Here is a 19,720-nt window from a genome sequence, read left to right on the forward strand (position 1 = left end):
GCTATTTCCATATGGCTGTTACACTCAACGGGTTAAAGAATCGACGAGTCGGGATGGAAGGATCAAAATCATGTCACAAACTCTGGATTTTATATATGATTTTTGCAGCCCGAACGCATTTCTGGCTCATAAGGTGATGCCAAAGCTGGTGGCGGATCATGGGGTGCAGATCAACTATGTGCCAGTTCTTCTGTCGACAATTTTCAAAGCGACCAACAACCAAAGCCCGTTTCAGGCATTCTCGGAAAACCGTCAGAAAACTGCTTACCTGACCCATGATCTCCATCGCTATGCCCGTCGGCGCGGCGTAAGTTTTCATATGAGCCCCCATTTTCCGATCAATACCAAATTCGCCATGCGCGGAGCGGTCTTTGCCTCGGGAAAACAATGGGAAGCCAAATACATAGACGCGATCTTTGATGCTATCTGGGTGCATGGTCAAAAAGCAGATGAGATTACGGTGCTGATGGATATTCTGCAAGACAACGAACTGCCTGTCCGAAAACTGCGCGAAGCGATGACAGAGCTGGGCATTAAGCAGCAACTAAAGGATCAGTCCAAAAATGCGGCCAAGCGCGGTGTTTTTGGTGTTCCCACATTTTTTGCAAGCTCCGAGATGTTTTTTGGCAAAAACAGCTTGCCCAATCTGGAACTTGAATTGTCACGTAGTGTGTGAGTTTGCGCCCTCAAGCGCTTGCAAGCCATACTGGGCAAACATCGGAACATAACCACCTAATTTTCTAGCCCTTTCCGGGTCCGAGGCATTACCGTCCAAGGCGCGTTTGTAGACACCTTGCAGGATACCGGCCATGCGGAAAAAATTGAAAGCAAGGTAGAATCCGAAGTTGTCGATGCCCGGCAGTCCACGGCGCTTGCAATAGGCTGCAATGAACTCGTTGTCCGACGGTAGGCCGAGGCTGGATCGGTCGATGCCTGCCAGGCCCCGCCCCTCTTTTCCCGGTGGCATTTGCCACTGCATGATCACAGCCGCCAGATCGGCATAGGGGTGGCCGATCGTAGAAAGTTCCCAGTCCAGAACGCCAATACAACGGGTGCCGTTCTTTTCGAATAGCATGTTGTCAATGCGATAGTCCCCATGAACCAGCGTTCTCTGGCCGTCATCAGCAGGCATTGACGCGTCGAGTAAAGAAATCAGTTGGTCCATCTGAGCAATGGTTTTGGTCTCGGACGCGCGGTATTGCTTGGTCCAGCGTGAGATCTGCCGTTCGAAATAATTTCCCGGCGGTCCAAAGTCGGAGAGGCCCACGGCCTGGATATCGACCATGTGGAGCTCGGCCAATACGCGGTTCATCTCTTCAAAAACACCGGCGCGCGTTTCCTTGGTTTCGCCTGTCATAGTCGGGTCAAGGAAGTTACGACCGTCCAGGCGCTCCATTACGTAAAAGGCCGATCCAATGACGGTGTCGTCCTCGCACAAAAGGAACATTTCGGGCACCGGCACTCGACTGTTCGACAGGGCTTTTTGAACCCGAAATTCCCGGTCCACGGCATGAGCGGATTTTAGGAGTATGCCAGGAGGTTTACGCCGCAAAACATAGACTTGCGTCGGTGTCTTCAATTCATATGTTGGGTTGGACTGACCGACGGCGAATTTAGTGGCCTCCAACGGGCCTCGATAGCCGTCGAGATGCGCGCTGAGATAGGCATCAACAGCCTTCAGGTCCAATTGCGTGTCCGTGGACATATCAGTCTCCTTACCGCTCACAGGGCCTCTGCGAAGATATTTCCCGCGGTCACCACATTAATCCCACCCGAAACCGGGATGACGGCTCCGGTGACATAGCTGCCGCCGCGACCACACAGAAACAGCATGCAGCCCGCAATATCCTCATCCGCGCCGACCCGACCCAGCGGAACTGACTTTCCGACTTTGTCGCGGGTGGTTTCATCGGCAGTGGCAAAGGCGGTCATACGCGACACAAACGGCCCCGGTGCCAAGGCGTTGACTGTGATGTGGTAGGGCGAGAATTCCTTGGCCATGATCTTGGTCAGGTGCAAAACCGCTGCTTTAGAGGCTGAATAGCTGTAGGCGCCGTCGCCCATCGGTACCTCACCCATGACCGATCCCACATTGACAACACGGGCCGGATCATCGGCCGAACCTGATTTCATAAGCGTTGGCAACAGTTTCTGGGTCAATTCGAATATACCTGTTACATTCACCGACATGACCTTATCCCAGGCCTCATAAGGGAACTGTCCCATTGGCGCACCCCAAGACACGCCTGCGTTATTCATAAGGATATCAAGCTTGTCCGTGCGGTTGTGAACCTCGTCCACCAGCGCATCCACACCCTCTTTGCTACCAACGTCACCGGCAAACCCCTCTGCGCTGCCGGGCGCGTCCAGCGCATTGAGTTCGGCTGCTACGGTCTCGCACGCGTCCTGCTTGCGCGAGGCGATGAGAACCCTTGCACCGGCCCGTACCAGGGCTTCGGCGGCCATGCGGCCAATTCCCGTGGCACCGCCAGTTACCAGGGCTGTCTTTCCCTCTACCGAGAATAGGGATTCGGGTGTCATCGGGTGCTCCTCGTGTTTGTTCATTTGGCGCTGGCATGGTGTCTGCATACGCGTACCGCTGCAACGTCATATCCTTGACAACGTATCGGGCTGCGCCAAACTTCCTCCTGTAGGAATAACAGGGATAACGGGGTCAACATGCAAGCTTTACTCAGCGTCGCTCCGGGTGGACCAGAAACTTTGGAACTGACCACCCTGCCCGATCCGCAGCCGGGCAAGGGCGAGTTGTTGGTGGGCGTCAAAGCCGCCGGGGTGAATTTTCCTGATACGCTGATGATCCGGGACCTCTACCAGATCAAACCGCCGCGCCCTTATGCTCCGGGTGGCGAGATTGCGGGTCAGGTGCTGGCGGTAGGTGAAGGTGCCGCTGGGTTCGAAGTCGGCGACCGTGTGTTGGCGCTGACCGGTCATGGCGGCTTCGCAACACATCTGACTATTCAGGCTTCGACTGCGGTGAAGTTCCCGGATTCCATGCCCTTTGAGGATGCCGCGTGTTTCATCTTTACTTACGGCACCTCTTATCATGCTATGAAGGATCGCGCGGCGCTGAAGGCTGGCGAAACCCTGTTGATTCTGGGGGCTGCGGGTGGAGTAGGAACCGCTGCCATCGAATTGGGCAAGGCAATGGGCGCGCGTGTCATCGCCGCCGTGTCATCGGAAGAAAAAGCCGCGTTCTGTCGACAAGTTGGGGCGGATGATACAATCGTTTACGCGACCGAAATGGATCGGGACGCGCAAAAGACTTTTTCATCCGATATTAAGGCGTTGGCTGGGCCAGTTGGTGTCGATGTTGTCTATGACGCGGTCGGCGGAGACTATGCGGAACCCGCATTGCGTGCGATGGCGTGGGGTGGTCGTTTTCTGGTGGTGGGATTCCCGGCTGGGATTCCCAAAATTCCGCTGAACCTGCCACTGTTGAAAGGCTGTCAGATTGTCGGAGTGTTTTGGGGCGCTTCGGTCTTTAGAGACCCTGCAGGACACGCGGAGAATGTGCAGGAACTGTTCCAGTTCTACGACGCTGCCAGGATCAAGCCGCAAATCAGCACGACGTTTCCACTGGAAAAAGCCGCTGAGGCTTTGTCCTTACTATCCGGGCGCGGTGCCTTGGGCAAAATTGTCGTGACGATGCTCTGACAACCCTACAATAAGAGCGGGCCGGTGTTGAGTTGCAGCACTGCGTTCGGGCAACCAGGAAAGTGACGCAGCGCTGGCGGTGGACAAGGGGACCCATTGGCGTTTAAGAACCAAAAAAACGGGAACAGTGAAAAAAATGCGTAAAGCTCTGATTTTAAACGGCCCGAACCTGAATCTGCTGGGCACGCGTCAGCCAGAGGTATATGGTAAAACAACCCTGAAAATGGTTGAGGAAATGTGCGTAACGCACGCAGAAACAATCGGTTTCGAAGTCGCGCACATGCAGTCGAACCATGAAGGTGCCTTGCTGGACGCGATCCACGCAGCCAAAGGGACGCAGGACGGCATCATCCTGAACGCCGGTGCCTATACCCATACGTCTATTGCGCTGATGGACGCTATCGCCTCGGTCGAGCTTCCCACCATCGAGGTGCATCTGTCAAACATCCATGCACGCGAGAGCTTTCGCCATACCTCGTATATCTCGAAAGTCGTCGTCGGTCAGATTTGTGGCTTTGGTGCGCAAAGCTACATCCTGGCGTTGGACGCGCTGGCTGGGTTCCTTGACCGTGAGGGCGCTTAATGAGGCTGAGTGAGTATCTTTATTTCCTGAGCTACACCAAAACGCTTGAGGAATTGTGGGATGCCCACTGCCGCCAAATGGCTGAATACGGCTTCGACCGGCTGTTGTACGGGTATACGCGCTACAAGACCCCGACCTCGTTGGGCGACCCGGAAGATTTTGTCATTCTCACCAACCATACCAAACCCTATCTGGATGGGTTCCTGCGCAGTGGGCTGTATTTTCATGCGCCGATGCTGAAATGGGCGCTGGAAAATGAAGGTGCGGCCAGTTGGCAGATGACGCAGGATATGATGATGTCCGGCGCTTTGACTGCGCAGGAGTTGGAAGTGCTTGAGTTCAACCGCTCGAAGGGTGTTGTTGCCGGGTATACGGTTAGCTTTACGTCAGTGTCGGCGCGGTCGAAAGGTGCGATTTCTCTATCTGCCTGTGGCGCACGGTCTCAGGAAGATGTGGATGCAATCTGGGCAGAGCACGGCGAAGATATTTTGCTGATGAACAATATGGCGCATCTCAAGATCCTGACCCTGCCTTACAACGCTCCAAACAGAGCTCTGACAAAGCGCCAAAGAGAGGCGCTGGAGTGGGTCGGAGATGGAAAAACCACGCAGGATATCGCGCTGCTGATGGGCCTGACAGCAGCCACTGTTGAGAAACATTTGCGTCTGGCGCGTGAGTCGCTGGCGGTCGAAACCACAGCCCAGGCGGTTCTGAAGGCATCTTTTCAAAATCAGATGTTCGTGATGGAGGCCTAAACCCCAATTTTTTGACGCTCACCTGCGTCAATTTACCTAGGGTAAGGAAAACATTACTTTTCGATTATGACGCGTAGTTGCAAAATGAGAGCGTTCCGTGAGTGGTGGCTTTAGCCTGGGAACATTTGGTCGGATCTTTGTGATTTCAGGGCTCTCCGGCCGCTCTGACACAGGGGCGTCTATTCGTCCACGTACCTATGTCGGAAATCCGGGGGGCCTCGACCATCCCCATCATGCGGGGCCCCCCAACCCTATCCTTCAATGCCAGGCGCTTCGGCGTCTTTTTTTGTGCGCGCAAGAAAAAACCGGCCACGCCTTGCGCGACCGGTTCTTAAAGTGTCCCGGACCCCAAGAGGTCCGGAAAATCGCTTAACCCTGGGCTGCTTTTGCAACTTCGGCGGCGAAGTCTTCTTTTTCCACCACGATGCCTTCGCCAACTTCCAGACGGATAAAGCCGGTGATGGTTGCGCCTGCTTCTTTGGCGGCTGCTTCAACGGTCAGGTCAGGGTTCACAACGAACGACTGGTTCAGCAGAGTCGATTCAGCCACGAATTTCTTCATACGACCTTCGATCATCTTCTCGATCACCTGCTCCGGTTTGCCGGATTCGCGGGCGATGTCCATCTGAACCTGCTTTTCCTTCTCGACGACCGCCGGGTCCATGTCGGCCTCGGACAGAGCTGCCGGGTTCACAGCTGCGATGTGCATCGCAACCTGCTTGCCGATCGCTTCGTCGCCACCGGTCAGAGCAACCAGAACGCCGATTTTGCCCATGCCGTTGGTGGCTGCGTTGTGGACGTAAGACACAACAGTGTCACCCGACAGTTTCGCCATGCGGCGCACCGACATGTTCTCGCCGATGGTGGCGATCTTGTCGGTCAGAGTGTCGGCAACGGATTTGCCACCCAAGTCAGCCGCCAGCAGAGCGTCAACGTCTGCAACACCTTCGGCTGCAAACGCGATCTTGCCGACCATTTCCTGGAATTCAGCGTTTTTCGCAACGAAGTCGGTTTCCGAGTTCACTTCGACAGCAACACCGTTGCCACCGTTGACGTGAACAGCAACCAGACCTTCTGCTGCGGTACGGCCCGATTTCTTGGCCGCTTTCGCCAGGCCTTTGGTGCGCAGCCAGTCAACGGCCTCGTCCATGTTGCCGCCGGTTTCGGTCAGGGCTTTTTTCGCGTCCATCATGCCTGCGCCTGTGCTGTCGCGCAGTTCTTTAACCATTGCTGCTGTGATTGCCATCTTTTGGCTCTCCTCAATTCAAACGGAATTGGGGCAGGTCATACCCTGCCCCATGTGTCAATTACGTGACGGGCAGCTTACGCTTCAGCCGGAGCTTCAGCGGCTTCTTCTGCAACGACTTCTTCAACCGGTGCTTCTTCGAATGCACCCAGGTCTACGCCAGCAGCACCCATCTGAGCGGTCATGCCGTCCAGAGCGGCGCGAGCGGCTAGGTCACAATACAGACCGATGGCGCGGGCTGCGTCGTCGTTGCCGGGGATGATGTAGTCAACACCGTCGGGCGAGCAGTTGGTGTCGACAACAGCCACAACCGGGATACCCAGCTTGTTGGCTTCGGCGATGGCCAGTGCTTCTTTTTTGACGTCGATGACGAACAGTAGATCAGGAACGCCGCCCATCTCGCGGATACCGCCCAGCGAAGCCTGCAGCTTCTGTTGGTCACGCTCCATGCCCAGACGCTCTTTCTTGGTCAGGCCTTCTGCGCCGGCTTCCATTGCTTCGTCGATCTGGTTCAGACGGTTGATCGACTGGGAAACGGTTTTCCAGTTGGTCAGCGTACCGCCCAGCCAGCGGTGGTTCATGTAGTACTGAGCCGACTTTTCAGCCGCTTCGGCGATCGGGCCAGCGGCCTGACGCTTGGTACCAACGAACAGAACGCGGCCACCTTTTGCAACGGTGTCACGAACAGCCTGCAGAGCCTGATCCAGCATCGGAACGGTCTGGGTCAGGTCCATGATGTGGATGCCATTGCGCGAGCCGTAGATGAACGGGCCCATGCGGGGATTCCAACGCTGTGTCTGGTGACCAAAGTGAACGCCAGCTTCCAGCAGCTGACGCATGGTGAACTCGGGAAGAGCCATGCTATTTTCCTTTTCCGGTTTACGCCTTGGCGGGGGTGAAAGAAGCGGATGCTCCAACCGGCGGGCCTGATGAGGATGTCTCCCTGCAAAAAGCCCAAACCCCGCCTGCGGGTTTGAATGGCGCGCGTATACGGCAGGTTTTGGTACAACGCAAGAGGCTTTCGCCCCTATTTTTCAAGCCGCGCCAAGCTATGGGCATGACGGACGGCTTCCTCGCAATGCGCAGCCAACGCTTTGCGGTTTTCAAAATCGCTGACCTTGGCGGGTGTGTGGTAGATCAACTCGACCCAGCCTTGCCGACGGGCGCCCAGCGTTTTCAGCAAATGCGGACCGAAATCCATATCTCCCCACCACCCATAGAACCTGTTGGGTTGTCCGGCAGGTGCATGGTAAATAACGGAAACCGGCTGCACATACATGAATTCGCGCAGTTCATCTGTAAAGAATGCAGCAAAGAGTGTTGTTTTAAAGGGCAAAACCCTGATTCCATCGGTCGAGGTGCCTTCCGGGAAGAACACCAACTTATGACCTGCGGACAAGCGTTCCTGAAACAACAAGGTTTGCTCGCGCGCCTTTTTTCGGTTGCGTTCGATGAAGACCGTACCCGTGGCCCGGGCAAGCCAGCCGATGCCGGGCCACCTTGCAACCTCGGCCTTGGAGACGAAATAGACCCTTTTGCGAGCATTAAGTGCGAAAATATCCAACCACGAAGAGTGATTGGCCACCACTGCTCCACGTTGGGTCATCAACTCTCCGGAACTGCGGAATCCCATTCCTAGAATGCGAAAAGCGTTGCGACAGACAAACTGTGTGATGAAGGGCGTGATTGGGCGGCGGACGCCGTAAATCGGTCTCTCGATCAGGCGGAGGGTCAGCAGAATAATCAGCCCGCCAAAGACCAATGCCGCCAAAGGCAGACCTCGCAGAATGACCAGAATCCAGCCGATCAGGCCCAGTTCAATGGGATCAGGCGCGTCTTCGCTGTGCCAGGATGCGTCGCTCAAGGGTTACGCTCCGCTATAGATGCGCCGTTGGCGCTCGTTCATGCGCGCTGTGTCTAGGATCAGGCACACGTCCGTTGTGTTGAAGGCATGGTCGATGAAAGCGCCCTCGCCCACGAACCCGCCCAGCCGAAGATAGGCCTTGATCAGCGCCGGAACCTGCACCATAGCTGCGCGGCGGTCCAGCGCATCCACGCCCACCAAATCCATCGACTGAAACACATCGGGTTGCGCCCGGACCCTCAGGTCTGGCGGCGCGAGGTGGTTGTGATGCAACATAGACAAAGGCTGCGCTAGCGCCTGAACATCGGTGCCGTGAAAGCTGGCGACGCCGAATAGAACTTCAATCTGGCGCGCGTTCACATAGGCGGCCAGACCGTTCCACAGATGATACATTGCCGTGCCGCCGCGATAGTCAGGGTGGAGGCAGGATCGCCCCAATTCCAACAGCTTGCGACCGCTGTCTTTCAGAACGCTCACATCATATTCGTCTTCGGAATAAAACTGCCCCAGATCTGCTGCACGTTCACCCGGTAACAGCCTGTAAACGCCCACAGTTTCGCCGGTCTGGTCGTCGATGGCCAGCATATGGTCAAAATACGGGTCGAACCGGTCCTGCTCTAGCCCTGCGTCGTGGTCCACCATCTCTCCGCCACCGCCCAGTTCGCGCACGAAAACGTCATAGCGCAGCCGCTGCGCGGCACGCAGTTCGGCCTCGGTCTCGGCGAGTTTGACGGTGAAGGATGGGCCTGTACCCGACATCAGAAAGTCCCTGTGGTTTCAGGGCTGATACCGCAGGTGTCGGGGGAATGGCAACATCGCCTGAACCGGTTGGATGTTAACCTTTCCTAAACCAGTTTCACGGATCAAAGACGGGCATCAGGGCGATGCGCGATCCGTCAATCACCACTTTCCCCTGCTCGCGGAAGTTCACGGTGATTTTGCCGCCGATATTGGACTGCACCTGCCCAATGCCCCAATCGGGGAAATCGGGGTGGCGGACAAACATGCCCGGTGCAAGAATGGCATTGAGTTCTGACATGACTGGGCTCCGGCTCCGGCGGCAGATACAGCAGGAGGTACGCATGAGCGCAACAGACGTCAACCTGGCCGAGCTGATCGGCTCGCGGATCTGTCATGATCTGATCAGCCCGATCGGCGCGATCACCAACGGGTTGGAGCTGCTGGAAATGGTTGGCGGCGCCCAAGGCCCGGAGATGGAGCTGATCTCGGGCAGTGTCGGCAGCGCAGGCGCGCGTATCCGCTTTTTCCGGGTGGCGTTTGGATCGGCCAGCGATCAACCCCTGGGCCGCGCCGAGGTCAGCGCCTTGCTGAAAGATGTTGAAGCCGCAGGCCGTGTGCGCGTGAGATGGAACCTGACCGAGGCGGTACCGCGCAATCAGGTCAAACTGGCGTTTCTGGCGCTGATGTGCTGCGAAAGCGCGATGCCCTTCGGGGGTGAGGTGACGATCCGCAACGATGTCGATCAATGGACCGTGACGGGCGTGGCAGACAAGCTGAACATCGACAGCGATCTGTGGAATAACCTGCCCAAGGGTCGGTTTGCTGATAAGGTCACCCCCGCCAAGGTGCAATTCGCCCTTCTGCCGGAAACGGCGCATGCGATGCGGCGGCGGATTACGGCGGAAACCACCGCAACCCGCGTCGAGATCAGGTTTTAGGCGCGGACCGTCCCGTTGCCCCGCACAAGGTATTGAAAACTGGTCAGTTGGGCGGCCCCAACCGGCCCACGGGCATGCATTTTGCCCGTGGCAATCCCGATCTCGGCCCCCATTCCGAACTCGCCGCCATCGGCGAACTGGGTTGAGGCGTTGTGCATCAGGATCGCGCTGTCCAGCCGTTCAAAGAACCGGGCCGCAGCTTGCGGGTCCTCGGTCATGATACAGTCTGTGTGGTTCGAGCCGAATTGACGGATATGCGCGATGGCCTCATCGATATCTGCTACGGGCTTAGCGGCGATGATACTGTCGAGGAATTCTTTACCCCAATCCTCATCCGTCGCTTTCAACGCACCGTCGAGAGCCAAGGAGCCCTCGGCGTGAACCTCAACTCCGGCGGCCAGCAGCGCGGTGATGACATCCCGCCCCAGCGTTTCAGCAATGTCCCGATGGATCAGCAGGCACTCGGCGGCACCGCATATCCCCGTCCGCCGGGTCTTGGCGTTCAGCACGACCTCAAGGGTTTTCGCGGGGTCTGCCGCCTTGTCGATATAGATATGAACAATGCCTTCGAGATGAGCAAAGACAGGCACGCGGGCTTCGCGCTGAACCAATCCGACCAGCCCCTTGCCACCACGAGGCACGATCACGTCTACAAAGTCCGTCATGGTGAGCAATTCCTGAACGGCTGCTCGGTCGCGTGTGGGTACTAGTTGGATCGCGTCTTCAGGCAGGTTTGCGGCCTTCAGACCCTCGACCAAACAAGCATGGATCGCGCCAGACGAATGGAAGCTTTCCGAGCCCCCTCGCAGGATCACCGCATTGCCTGATTTCAAGCACAGCGCACCCGCATCCGCTGTTACATTCGGGCGGCTTTCATAGATCACTCCGATCACACCCAGAGGCGTGCGCACGCGCTGGATATGCAGCCCCGAGGGCATGTCCCATTCGGTCAGAACCTCGCCCACCGGGTCGGTCTGATCCGCCACGGTTCGCAGTCCATCGACCATTCCCAGAATTCGGGATTCGTCCAGCATCAGACGGTCCATCATCGCTGGGCTCAGGCCCTTGTCGCGCCCAAATTCCAGGTCCTTCTTGTTGGCTTCGATAATCTCAGCGCGGCGAGCCCAGACGGCCTCGGCCGCGGCGATCAGAGCGGCGTGTTTGCGTTCTGCACTGGCAAAGGCCAACTCAGCAGCGGCAGCCTTGGCGCGCGCGCCCAAATCGGCCATCAGGGCGGGAATGCTGTCGAAATCCTTCATCTTGGGTGCCTTTCCTGTTGTCCTATAGCGCCAGATCGTCCCGGTGGATCAACACGGCGCGACCAGGATAGCCCAGCGTTGCCTCGATCTCGGATGATTTACGCCCTTTTATCGCGTCCGCCTCTTGCGCGGTATATCGGCTGAGACCCTGCGCCAAACGCCGCGCCTGCGGGTCGATGATGGCCACAGGATCGCCGCGCTGAAAATCGCCGGTCACTTCGACAATACCTGCAGGCAGCAAGCTTTTGCCATTTCCAAGCGCACGCGCCGCGCCGGCATCCACCACAATCTCGCCACGTGGCTTCATCGCCGAGATCCAGCGTTTGCGCGCCGCGTGCGGATCGACGGTGGCCGTGAACCACGTGCAGTTCGCACCATTCTCAAGCGTATTCAACGGGTTCAAGGGCGATCCTTCGGTAATCGCCATATCGCAACCCGCTGCCGTCGCCATCTTGGCCGCCAGCAATTTAGTCTTCATCCCACCCTTGGAAAGGCCCGAACCAGCGTCACCGGCCATCGCCTCGATCTCGGGCGTGATGTCCTTAATCACATCATAGCGCGTGGCCGAGGCGTCCTCGGTCGGGTTCCCGGTATAGAACCCGTCCACATCCGACAGCAGGATCAGTTGATCGGCGCCGACTGTAACAGCGATTTGCGCCGCGAGGCGGTCATTGTCGCCATATCGGATCTCATCTGTGGCGACTGTATCGTTTTCGTTGACAATCGGGACAACACCCAGTCCCAACAGGGTCTCAAGCGTCGCGCGCGAGTTCAGATAGCGGCGGCGATCAGAACTGTCCTCTAGCGTGACAAGAACTTGCGCCGTGGTGATATTGTGCGGCGCAAGAGCCTCCTCATAAGCGCGGGCCAGCCGGATTTGACCGACAGCGGCAGCGGCCTGAGATTGTTCCAGCGGTAAGGTAGCCATCGGCAGGCCTAGAACCCCACGCCCCAGAGCAATCGACCCAGAGGACACCAGAATAACATCCGTCCCCTGCCCCTTTAGCCATGCCACGTCCTGCGCCAGCGAATGCAGCCAGTCGGACCGCAACAACCCAGTATCCCGATCCACTAGCAAGGCAGATCCGATCTTCACCACCAGACGTTTGGCCGAGGTCAGGGTTGCCAAGGCGCGGCCTCCTCGGCGGGTTTGTGGCGGAGGCGATTGTCGTCAATTTCCGCGCGCAGGGCGCGCAGAACCTCGGTCACGCCCAAATGTGCGACGCCAGACATAGTCATGACGGGTCCGCCTACGGCCTCTTCCAACTCGGCCTTAGCCAATTCGCGTTCCTCATCATCCAGTGCGTCGACCTTGTTCAGCACGGTGATCCGGGGCTTCTCGGCCAGCTCACCGCCGTAAGCCTCAAGCTCGTGAATGATGGTGCGGTAATCCTCGGCCACGGTTTCCGAGGTGCCATCGACCAGATGCAGCAAAACCGCGCAGCGTTCCACGTGGCCCAGAAAACGGTCGCCGATACCGCGCCCTTCATGGGCGCCTTCGATCAGGCCGGGGATGTCGGCCACAACGAATTCGACGCTATCCACGCCCACAACACCCAGATTGGGGTGCAGCGTGGTAAACGGATAATCGGCAATCTTGGGCCGTGCGTTCGAGGTGGCTGCCAGAAAGGTTGACTTGCCCGCATTGGGCATCCCCAGCAGCCCCACATCGGCGATCAGTTTCAGCCGCAGCCAGATGGTGCGGTCGATCCCCGCCTGACCCGGATTGGCCCGGCGCGGGGCCTGGTTGGTGGCCGATTTAAAGTGCAGGTTGCCGAAGCCGCCATTGCCGCCCTTGGCCAGCAGCACGCGCTGCCCGACCTCGGTCAGGTCGCAGATGACGGTTTCTTCGTCCTCGTCCAGAATCTCGGTCCCAACAGGTACGCGGAGGACAATGTCATCGCCATCCTTACCGGTGCGCTGCTGCCCGCGGCCGGGCTGGCCGTTTTTGGCAAAGAAATGTTGCTGATAACGGAAGTCGATCAGCGTGTTCAGACTGTCTACAACCTCAACCCAGACGGAGCCGCCCTTGCCGCCATCGCCGCCATCCGGACCGCCATATTCGATGTATTTTTCGCGCCGAAAGCTGACGCAGCCGCCACCTCCGGCCCCGGACCGGATGTAGACCTTTGCAAGATCGAGAAATTTCATGACTGTCCCCTACTGCAAAGGCCCCATCGGCCACAAGTCAGAGTTTCTTTGTATATGTCCAGGTGGACACGTTCGCGTCACGCGCCACCGAGTATGTTTCGGCGTCGCCCAGATATTCGAACCCGCAATGGGTCAAGACCCGCGCCGAGGCCGGGTTGTCTTGAAACACGCTGGCGAACATCGCGGCGTTTTCCAGCGGGTTCGCCGCAACCAGCGTTTCCACCGCCATCGAAGCAATTCCGGTGTTCCAATAGACCGGCGCAACCCAATAGCCCACCTCGGACTGGTTGCGATCCAGCCGTGTCAGCGAGATCAAACCGATCAGTTCCGGCCCGCCGTCCTTGGTGGCATCCATCGCCCAGACGTCTTCGTCCCGGTCCTCAGACATGGCGCGGTTCACAAATGCCTCGATCGAGCCAGGCGGCAATGGATGCGGAATAGACGACGTCATCCGCGCCACGCGCTCATCACCTGCATAATGTTCAATGAGACCCATATCCGACCGGCGCAACGGGCGCAGGTCGAACCGCTCGGTTTCAATCACCGGCTGGTTTATTATTGTCTCAAGCTTCATGAGTGCGGTCCTCCTCCGAACAACACGTAAATTGCGGACGTAACAGTGAAACCAATTACAGCCCACATCAGATATTTGCGGCCCAGACGATCTTCAACCGCATGGGCAATGCGTCCCTGAAACAGGGGCGGTATGGTGCTTGCTGGGAGTGTCATCGGGCTCATAGGTCAAAACTGTGTTAAAAACGAGAAAAGGGACCGGCATTTTCTGCCGGTCCCCCATTTATTTCTAAACCTTTAGGGTTTCGGCTTACTCTGCGGCCTCCGCCACTGGCAGGACCGAAATAAAGGTGCGGTTCTTGAGTCCCTTGTGGAACTTCACGGCGCCATCAACAGTTGCAAAAATGGTGTGATCTTTGCCCATGCCCACGCCCTCGCCCGGCCAGAACTTGGTGCCGCGCTGACGTACGATGATGTTGCCTGCGATGGCCGCCTGGCCACCATAGAGTTTCACGCCAAGGCGGCGACCAGCAGAGTCGCGACCGTTACGGGAGGAACCGCCAGCTTTTTTATGTGCCATTCTCTCTCTCCTTAGCCTTGAGCCAGCTCTTTGGCTTGCTCAACCCATTCGGGCTTCACTTTGATGGTGTCGATAGCAGCAATCTGCTCGTCCGACAAGGCGGCCAGAGCGGCAAAGCTCTCGATACCTGCGTCGTTCAGCTTTTTGGCAGCGGCGGGGCCGACACCGTTCAGCTTGGTCAGATCGTCAGCAGCAGCCGCAGCGGCGGCGGGTGCTTCTGCCTTGGCTTCAGCTTTCTTGGCAGGCTTTGCAGCAGGTGCCGCTTCGCCAGCCGGTGCAGAACCGGTTGCAGCCTTGATGCCCGACTTGTCAGCGCCCGACGACAGGATGTCGGTGATTTTGACCAGTGTCAGTTTCTGACGGTGGCCAACGGTACGCTTCGAGCTGTGCTTACGACGGCGTTTGACGAACTTGATGACCTTGTCACCCTTGATCTGTTCGATCACTTCGGCCTGTACGCCTGCGCCTTCAACGAAAGGTGCGCCAACAACCGGAGCGTCACCGCCCAGCATCAGAACATCGTTGAATTGAACTTTTTCACCTGCGTCGGCAGCCAGCTTTTCAACGCGGAGGATATCACCCGCCTGAACCTTGTACTGCTTGCCGCCAGTCTTGAGGACCGCAAACATGCGTCTTTCCTTTGTCTAACCGCGTTCTGTGGTCCCCTTGCGGGTGTTGCCGGCTTTCGCCACCTCGAACAGCGCGCCCTTTTCGGGCCGTGTGACGACCCTTGGGATAGTCCCGATGGGTCAATAATAACGAGACCCGGCGCGGAGGAACCGGCCGGGATGCGCGCTTATCCATAGAATGCAGGACAAAGTCAACATCAAAAGCAACTCAGAGATCCGAGCCGCGCAGTACCTGTGAAACTGCAAGACCCAACCGGTAATAGATCTTGTCATAGGTGCGGTCGAAACTGTCGAAAAAGGCCTCGTTCACGGCGCGGCCGGTCTGGGTCCGCGAAAAGGCGATGTTCTCGCGCAGTTGCGCCTCGTCCAGGGGTTGATAGGCCATCAGAAGGAAAGAATACAGCCACGTACGCGTTTCTTGCGTGATGGTGTCTTTTTCAGCGAGAAGCTGGGCCAGAACCTCGCCATCATCGCCGCCAATTTCGGAATTCAAGCCTCGGAAAAAGTTATAATCTGCGCTCACGGCGCTTTTAACATTCTTCTCGATCAACTCGTTGACCTCGATATACTCATCCACCAGTTGGAAGAATGTGCTGTCCTGATCCTGTGCGGAATACGCGTCTTGCGCCATCTCTTCTATGGTGTCGTCCTGAAAAGCCTGACGGGCAGAGTTTTCAAGCCGCACAACGGTCTGTCCCAGATCGCTTTCGAAAAACAGCACGGCGCGTTCCATTTGGCTGTCTGACAGCGTTTCCACAAAGGCGGTGGAAAACTGGTCGCGCATCCAGTCGGGATCATAGATCATATCGACTTGTGTTGCGAAATAGGCCCCGCCTGCCCCGTCCAGCATCGTTGTGTTGATCTCTTGCGCCTGCATCTGCCCTTCGTGGCGCAGCAGTTCGATCACCTCGTCCATGTGCAGGGCCGTCATCAAACGGTCAATCTGCTCGGCGACCGCTGGGGTCACACTCAGGGCAAGTGAAAGGAAGGCCGCCAGCAGTCGCATCAGATGTCCTGTGCTGGGTGAAGATCGGCCATCCGCGCGGCCAGAACTTCGAATTTCATCGCCATGATTTCATATTGGATGGCATTGAGCAGCTCATAGACCTCTTGCATCAAGGGTTGTTCTAATGCGTCAGCATAGGCGGTCACGTCGGCATCCGAGAAATCCTGATACGTGTAGGCCGCGCCAGCCAGTGCCGAAAGCTGAATGGCTTGCCGCATGGCGCCTTCGTTCTGTTTCATTAACTCACGCAGATCGCCCGCATCCATTTGCAGGTCGATCACACCGGACGCGCTTGCGGCCAGCAGAAACCGGATCTGGATTTCCTGCAGCGCCCGCAGCGCGGTGCCGCTGGAATCGATCGCATTGTTCATGCGCTTCAACTCTTCGACCCGCTGTGACCCTTGCTGAATCAGGTCGGCGACGATCTTCTGGCCCTCCAACTGCTTGGCATCTTCGTCTTCGTGGATATGAGCGGCGTTTTCCGCCACGACCAGCCGCTGCCCCAGATCCGAGGCATAGAATTCGACCGCGTGTGTCAGCGCCTCATTGCTGAGCGTTTGTTCCAGAATAGCCACTGCGGTTTCATGCATATCATCAGTGTCGAACACCTCTTCGGTCAGACGCGCCCAGTCCGACCCGAACCCTTCGGGATCAATCCCCAACATCTGCGGAGCCGAGGCCGAGGCCAGCGCGATACTTTGCAGCGCGACGTCAAAGCCTGTGGTGGTCAGAAACGCTTCGATCCGGTCGCGATCCGCTGTGGCCGCATGGGACGGCAACGCGGCCAGCGCGAAAAGAAGCAGTGAAACGGGCAATGCGAAGAAGCGAGCGATATGTGTCATGGACATAGACCCTAGGTGATTTACGCCATCAGGCAATGGAAAATCCCAGAAGAGTGAATTTGGGGAATTTTCTGCTTGCACCCCCGCGCGTTCCTCACTAAATCCCCCCCTCACAGACCCCCGCGGAGAGGTGCCGGAGTGGTCGAACGGGGCGGTCTCGAAAACCGTTGTGGGTGCAAGCCCACCCAGGGTTCGAATCCCTGTCTCTCCGCCACTTTCCCTAGTGACGCCCAATTCCGAGACACCCGCCGGACGGCGTGTTCTTGCCTGCTGGTTGGGCCGTATCGGCACAAGGTAGCCCAATTCGCTTGGGTGACGCTTGGCGCACGTAATTCCCCTTGGGCAATGCATATATTCAAATCATCTTAAGTTTATAAAACTAAAGGAGATTAGTAAGATGCAGAAACTAATTCCAGCCATCCTTGTGGCAGCGATCGTGGCGGGCGGTTATTATTACCTCAATACGTCAGAGGCGCTCGAACCGGCAACGGCGACGGCCCCGGATGAGACACCCTCTGAGACCATTGGGGAAACAGCCAGCCAGCTTGTTGATCAGGCTGGTCAGGAAGTCGCCGTTCTGGCCAATCAGGGGCAGGACTTGATGAACCAATGGATCGAAGAAGGAATGCTGACCGTTCAGAATTTCGACTACGATACCCTTATGGCCTCGGTTCAGGACAGCGATCTGGCGCAGGACATCAAAACACAGGCCACAGCTATCTTGGAGGAGATCAAGGCCTCGCCCGAAACGCTTGCCGCGAAAATTCAGGAACTGCGAGAGTTGTTGAACGCAAATTGAGTTCTGCAATTGCCTGCGCCGTTGCGCGACGTAAGCTTTGCCCTGCGTTGACCCTTGCCGGATCACGTGATTGGCTGGCCTGAGGGTTACAATGCCAACAGACGTTTTTGTATCAAACCATACACGGGATGCTTCAAGCTGTTGTTTTCAGGGGATTGAAATGAACACACCGCCATCAACCATGTTTGCCGTTGTTCAGACACAGGACGGGTATTCGGGAACGGCCACCGGCCCAGTATTGGAAGACGCCGCAGAATGGTTGAGTGAAGCGGAGTTGCCGGTGCCCGCTCCGGGCCCCGGTCAGGTGTTGATCAGGCTGCGCGCGGCCTCGGTAAATCCGTCGGATATTCACTTTATCAAAGGCGAATACGGCCAGCCCCGCGTTAAGGGAGCCGCCGCAGGGTTTGAGGGATGCGGCGATGTGGTTGCGACAGGTGCCGGGGCCGAAGTCCTGAACGGTCAGCGTGTGGCCTTCGTTGCGGCGGGCGCCGGGGCGTGGGCTGAATATGTGGTGACACAGGCGATGATGTGCATCCCCCTGAGGCCCGAGATTTCGGATGAGGACGGCTCGGCCCAGATCGTGAACCCGATGACGGCCATAGCGATGGTGGATATCGCGCGAAATGCCGGCGAGGCTTTCATAGTCTCTGCCGCGACAAGCCAGTTGGGCAAGCTGATGTGCAGTTTGGGTTGCGATCTGGGCCTGAAACCCATTGCCATCGTGCGCCGGGCGGATGCGGTAGACAGTCTGAAGGATCTTGGCGCGCATGAGGTTCTGGTGACGTCTAACCCGGACATGCCGAAAAAACTAACCGACTTATGTCACGCGCTGAAACCGCGCGTTTTCCTGGATGCGGTGGCCGACCAGATATCCGAGCAGGTGTTTTGTGCCATGCCAAACGGCGCGCGCTGGGTCTGTTATGGCAAGCTCAGCCCCGATCTGCCCAAACTAACCCAGATGGGCCAGATGATTTTCATGGGTAAGCAGATCGAAGGCTTCTGGCTAACCAAGTGGATGACCACCACCCCGCCCACCGATCAGATGCGGGTTGTGGCCGAGGTTCAGGCGCGTTTCGCCGATGGTCGTTGGAAAACAGATGTTGCAGATCGCCTATCGCTCAGAAACGTGGTGTCAGAACTGGCCCATGCGCTAAAAAAGAGTGACGGAAAGGTGATTATCACCCCATAGTAGAACAAAGCCCTTTGGCCATCGTGGCCGAGGGGGACGAAGAATGCCGGGCAAACCGGTATTGGGAGGTGAAGTTGGATAACGCGCAGCTGCTGATTAGCGGGCTGGCGAATGGCTGTGTCTACGGCCTGATCGCACTTGGTTTTGTTCTGATCTACAAAGCGACCGAGGCGGTGAATTTCGCGCAGGGCGATTTCATGATGCTGGGCGCGTTCGTCACCATCGGCCTGACCAATACCGAATATATGGGGCTGCCATTCTGGTTGGCGCTACCAATCTCATTGGGGATCATGGGAGCGTTGGGGTATCTGCTTGATCGGTTGATCATCCGACGGCTGTTCGGAGAAAGTCAGACGGCTGTGGTAATCCTGACCATCGCCTTGGGCTTTGTGATCCGGTTTGTGGCCGGGTTGATCTGGGGGCACGAGCCGCAGACGCTTCAGAACCCGCTGGCCGGGAAAGAGGTGCGGTTTGGCGGGCTGGTGCTGGGGATGGAGGATGTGGCCGTCATCATCGTCACCATCCTGCTGACATGGGCGCTGTATGTTTTCTTCAGCCGGACCAAGTTAGGGCTGGCAATGCAAGGCGCCTCTCAAAACCAGTTGGCCGCCTACTACATGGGCGTTCCGGTCAAGCGGGTGCAAGGGTTCATCTGGGGTCTTGCGGGCGTGGTCGCCGGGATCGCAGGAATCCTGTTTGCCGCCAAGGGATCGGTCGATCCGACCACGGGTCTGCTGGGGATCAAGGCGTTTGCCGCCGCCGTGATCGGCGGGTTCGGCAGCCTCCCCGGCGCACTGGCCGGAGGGTTGATCGTCGGTGTCATCGAACCCTTTGCCAGTCGCTATATCGCAGCAGGCTACAGCCAGATTGCGCCGTATGCGCTGTTGCTGGCTGTGCTGATCTTCCGCCCCAACGGGCTGTTTAGTCAGGTTCGGGTCAAGAAGGTTTAGG

At 57.5% G+C, this 19,720-nt stretch carries 23 protein-coding genes and 1 tRNA gene; 9 read left to right on the forward strand and 15 right to left on the reverse strand.

Annotated elements, in window-relative coordinates; genetic code table 11:
• Positions 1-70 precede the first annotated feature (70 nt).
• Entirely contained in the window at positions 71-676 is a 606-nt protein-coding gene (locus GOV79_RS17700; protein WP_170790919.1) for a 2-hydroxychromene-2-carboxylate isomerase, read from the forward strand.
• Here the strand turns inward: GOV79_RS17700 and GOV79_RS17705 are convergent.
• Together GOV79_RS17705 and GOV79_RS17710 are read right to left on the reverse strand one after the other, a co-directional pair.
• The gene (locus GOV79_RS17705) at positions 662-1,705 is read right to left on the reverse strand and encodes a phosphotransferase (protein ID WP_170790921.1); all 1,044 of its coding nucleotides are present in this window, start codon (positions 1,703-1,705) and stop codon (positions 662-664) included. The two genes, GOV79_RS17700 and GOV79_RS17705, sit on opposite strands and share 15 nt — an antisense overlap.
• A 17-nt stretch (positions 1,706-1,722) precedes the next feature.
• The gene (locus GOV79_RS17710) at positions 1,723-2,541 is read right to left on the reverse strand and encodes an SDR family oxidoreductase (RefSeq protein WP_170769747.1); all 819 of its coding nucleotides are present in this window, start codon (positions 2,539-2,541) and stop codon (positions 1,723-1,725) included.
• Between the two features lie 138 nt (positions 2,542-2,679).
• On the opposite strand from GOV79_RS17710, the gene GOV79_RS17715 reads away from it, so the two are divergent.
• From GOV79_RS17715 to GOV79_RS17725, 3 genes are all read left to right on the forward strand, one after another.
• A complete protein-coding gene (locus GOV79_RS17715) occupies positions 2,680-3,675 on the forward strand; it encodes an NADPH:quinone oxidoreductase family protein (RefSeq protein WP_170790924.1) in 996 nt (331 codons plus the stop codon).
• Positions 3,676-3,811: 136 nt separating this feature from the next.
• The gene (aroQ, locus tag GOV79_RS17720; RefSeq protein ID WP_170790926.1) at positions 3,812-4,258 is read left to right on the forward strand and encodes a type II 3-dehydroquinate dehydratase; all 447 of its coding nucleotides are present in this window, start codon (positions 3,812-3,814) and stop codon (positions 4,256-4,258) included.
• Positions 4,258-5,013: a helix-turn-helix transcriptional regulator gene (locus GOV79_RS17725; RefSeq protein ID WP_170769744.1), complete on the forward strand. Its 756-nt coding sequence runs from the start codon at positions 4,258-4,260 to the stop codon at positions 5,011-5,013. Before aroQ ends, GOV79_RS17725 begins: the two co-directional genes overlap by 1 nt.
• Positions 5,014-5,382: 369 nt before the next feature.
• Here the strand turns inward: GOV79_RS17725 and tsf are convergent, their stop codons facing one another.
• The 5 genes from tsf to GOV79_RS17750 all read right to left on the reverse strand — a co-directional run bounded on the left by tsf (position 5,383) and on the right by GOV79_RS17750 (position 9,161).
• Positions 5,383-6,258 carry a translation elongation factor Ts gene (tsf, locus tag GOV79_RS17730; RefSeq protein ID WP_170354186.1) on the reverse strand — a complete coding sequence of 292 codons (876 nt, stop codon included), beginning with the start codon at positions 6,256-6,258 and terminating at the stop codon, positions 5,383-5,385.
• A 77-nt stretch (positions 6,259-6,335) separates the two neighbouring features.
• Entirely contained in the window at positions 6,336-7,118 is a 783-nt protein-coding gene (rpsB, locus tag GOV79_RS17735) for a 30S ribosomal protein S2 (RefSeq protein ID WP_170769743.1), read from the reverse strand.
• Between the two features lie 167 nt (positions 7,119-7,285).
• Positions 7,286-8,122 (reverse strand): lyso-ornithine lipid O-acyltransferase, encoded by an 837-nt coding sequence (locus GOV79_RS17740; protein WP_170790928.1) that lies wholly within the window; start codon positions 8,120-8,122, stop codon positions 7,286-7,288.
• A gap of 3 nt (positions 8,123-8,125) precedes the next feature.
• A complete protein-coding gene (locus GOV79_RS17745) occupies positions 8,126-8,881 on the reverse strand; it encodes an L-ornithine N(alpha)-acyltransferase (RefSeq protein WP_170790930.1) in 756 nt (251 codons plus the stop codon).
• Between the two features lie 97 nt (positions 8,882-8,978).
• Positions 8,979-9,161 carry a DUF3553 domain-containing protein gene (locus GOV79_RS17750; protein WP_170786746.1) on the reverse strand — a complete coding sequence of 61 codons (183 nt, stop codon included), beginning with the start codon at positions 9,159-9,161 and terminating at the stop codon, positions 8,979-8,981.
• 43 nt (positions 9,162-9,204) lie between these two features.
• On the opposite strand from GOV79_RS17750, the gene GOV79_RS17755 reads away from it, so the two are divergent.
• Positions 9,205-9,801 (forward strand): histidine phosphotransferase family protein, encoded by a 597-nt coding sequence (locus GOV79_RS17755; RefSeq protein ID WP_170790932.1) that lies wholly within the window; start codon positions 9,205-9,207, stop codon positions 9,799-9,801.
• On the opposite strand, the gene GOV79_RS17760 is transcribed toward GOV79_RS17755, so the two are convergent.
• From GOV79_RS17760 to GOV79_RS17795, 8 genes are all read right to left on the reverse strand, one after another.
• Positions 9,798-11,060, reverse strand: a complete 1,263-nt coding sequence (locus GOV79_RS17760; protein WP_170790934.1) for a glutamate-5-semialdehyde dehydrogenase — start codon at positions 11,058-11,060, stop codon at positions 9,798-9,800. The two genes, GOV79_RS17755 and GOV79_RS17760, sit on opposite strands and share 4 nt — an antisense overlap.
• Before the next feature lie 22 nt (positions 11,061-11,082).
• Positions 11,083-12,189: a glutamate 5-kinase gene (proB, locus tag GOV79_RS17765; RefSeq protein WP_170786742.1), complete on the reverse strand. Its 1,107-nt coding sequence runs from the start codon at positions 12,187-12,189 to the stop codon at positions 11,083-11,085.
• Complete coding sequence (obgE, locus tag GOV79_RS17770) at positions 12,177-13,211, reverse strand: GTPase ObgE (RefSeq protein WP_170790937.1); 1,035 nt, start codon at positions 13,209-13,211, stop codon at positions 12,177-12,179. Before obgE ends, proB begins: the two co-directional genes overlap by 13 nt.
• Before the next feature lie 37 nt (positions 13,212-13,248).
• Positions 13,249-13,785, reverse strand: a complete 537-nt coding sequence (locus GOV79_RS17775) for a GNAT family N-acetyltransferase (RefSeq protein ID WP_170790940.1) — start codon at positions 13,783-13,785, stop codon at positions 13,249-13,251.
• 249 nt (positions 13,786-14,034) lie between these two features.
• Positions 14,035-14,304: a 50S ribosomal protein L27 gene (gene rpmA, locus GOV79_RS17780; RefSeq protein ID WP_010440093.1), complete on the reverse strand. Its 270-nt coding sequence runs from the start codon at positions 14,302-14,304 to the stop codon at positions 14,035-14,037.
• Positions 14,305-14,315: 11 nt separating this feature from the next.
• The gene (locus tag GOV79_RS17785; protein ID WP_170790942.1) at positions 14,316-14,933 is read right to left on the reverse strand and encodes a 50S ribosomal protein L21; all 618 of its coding nucleotides are present in this window, start codon (positions 14,931-14,933) and stop codon (positions 14,316-14,318) included.
• Positions 14,934-15,141: 208 nt separating this feature from the next.
• Positions 15,142-15,939 carry a DUF2059 domain-containing protein gene (locus GOV79_RS17790; protein ID WP_170790944.1) on the reverse strand — a complete coding sequence of 266 codons (798 nt, stop codon included), beginning with the start codon at positions 15,937-15,939 and terminating at the stop codon, positions 15,142-15,144.
• Entirely contained in the window at positions 15,939-16,781 is an 843-nt protein-coding gene (locus GOV79_RS17795; protein ID WP_170769732.1) for a DUF2059 domain-containing protein, read from the reverse strand. The genes GOV79_RS17790 and GOV79_RS17795 overlap by 1 nt, the downstream gene beginning before the upstream one ends.
• Positions 16,782-16,905: 124 nt before the next feature.
• On the opposite strand from GOV79_RS17795, the gene GOV79_RS17800 reads away from it, so the two are divergent.
• From GOV79_RS17800 to GOV79_RS17815, 4 genes are all read left to right on the forward strand, one after another.
• Positions 16,906-16,995: transfer RNA gene (locus GOV79_RS17800), tRNA-Ser, on the forward strand.
• Positions 16,996-17,178: 183 nt separating this feature from the next.
• Complete coding sequence (locus GOV79_RS17805; protein ID WP_170790947.1) at positions 17,179-17,580, forward strand: hypothetical protein; 402 nt, start codon at positions 17,179-17,181, stop codon at positions 17,578-17,580.
• A 160-nt stretch (positions 17,581-17,740) separates the two neighbouring features.
• Positions 17,741-18,769 (forward strand): alcohol dehydrogenase catalytic domain-containing protein, encoded by a 1,029-nt coding sequence (locus GOV79_RS17810; RefSeq protein ID WP_170790949.1) that lies wholly within the window; start codon positions 17,741-17,743, stop codon positions 18,767-18,769.
• Between the two features lie 74 nt (positions 18,770-18,843).
• Complete coding sequence (locus GOV79_RS17815; protein WP_170786729.1) at positions 18,844-19,719, forward strand: branched-chain amino acid ABC transporter permease; 876 nt, start codon at positions 18,844-18,846, stop codon at positions 19,717-19,719.
• Position 19,720: the final 1 nt, after the last annotated feature.

Source organism: Ruegeria lacuscaerulensis, from assembly GCF_013034745.1.
Taxonomy (GTDB): domain Bacteria; phylum Pseudomonadota; class Alphaproteobacteria; order Rhodobacterales; family Rhodobacteraceae; genus Ruegeria; species Ruegeria lacuscaerulensis_B.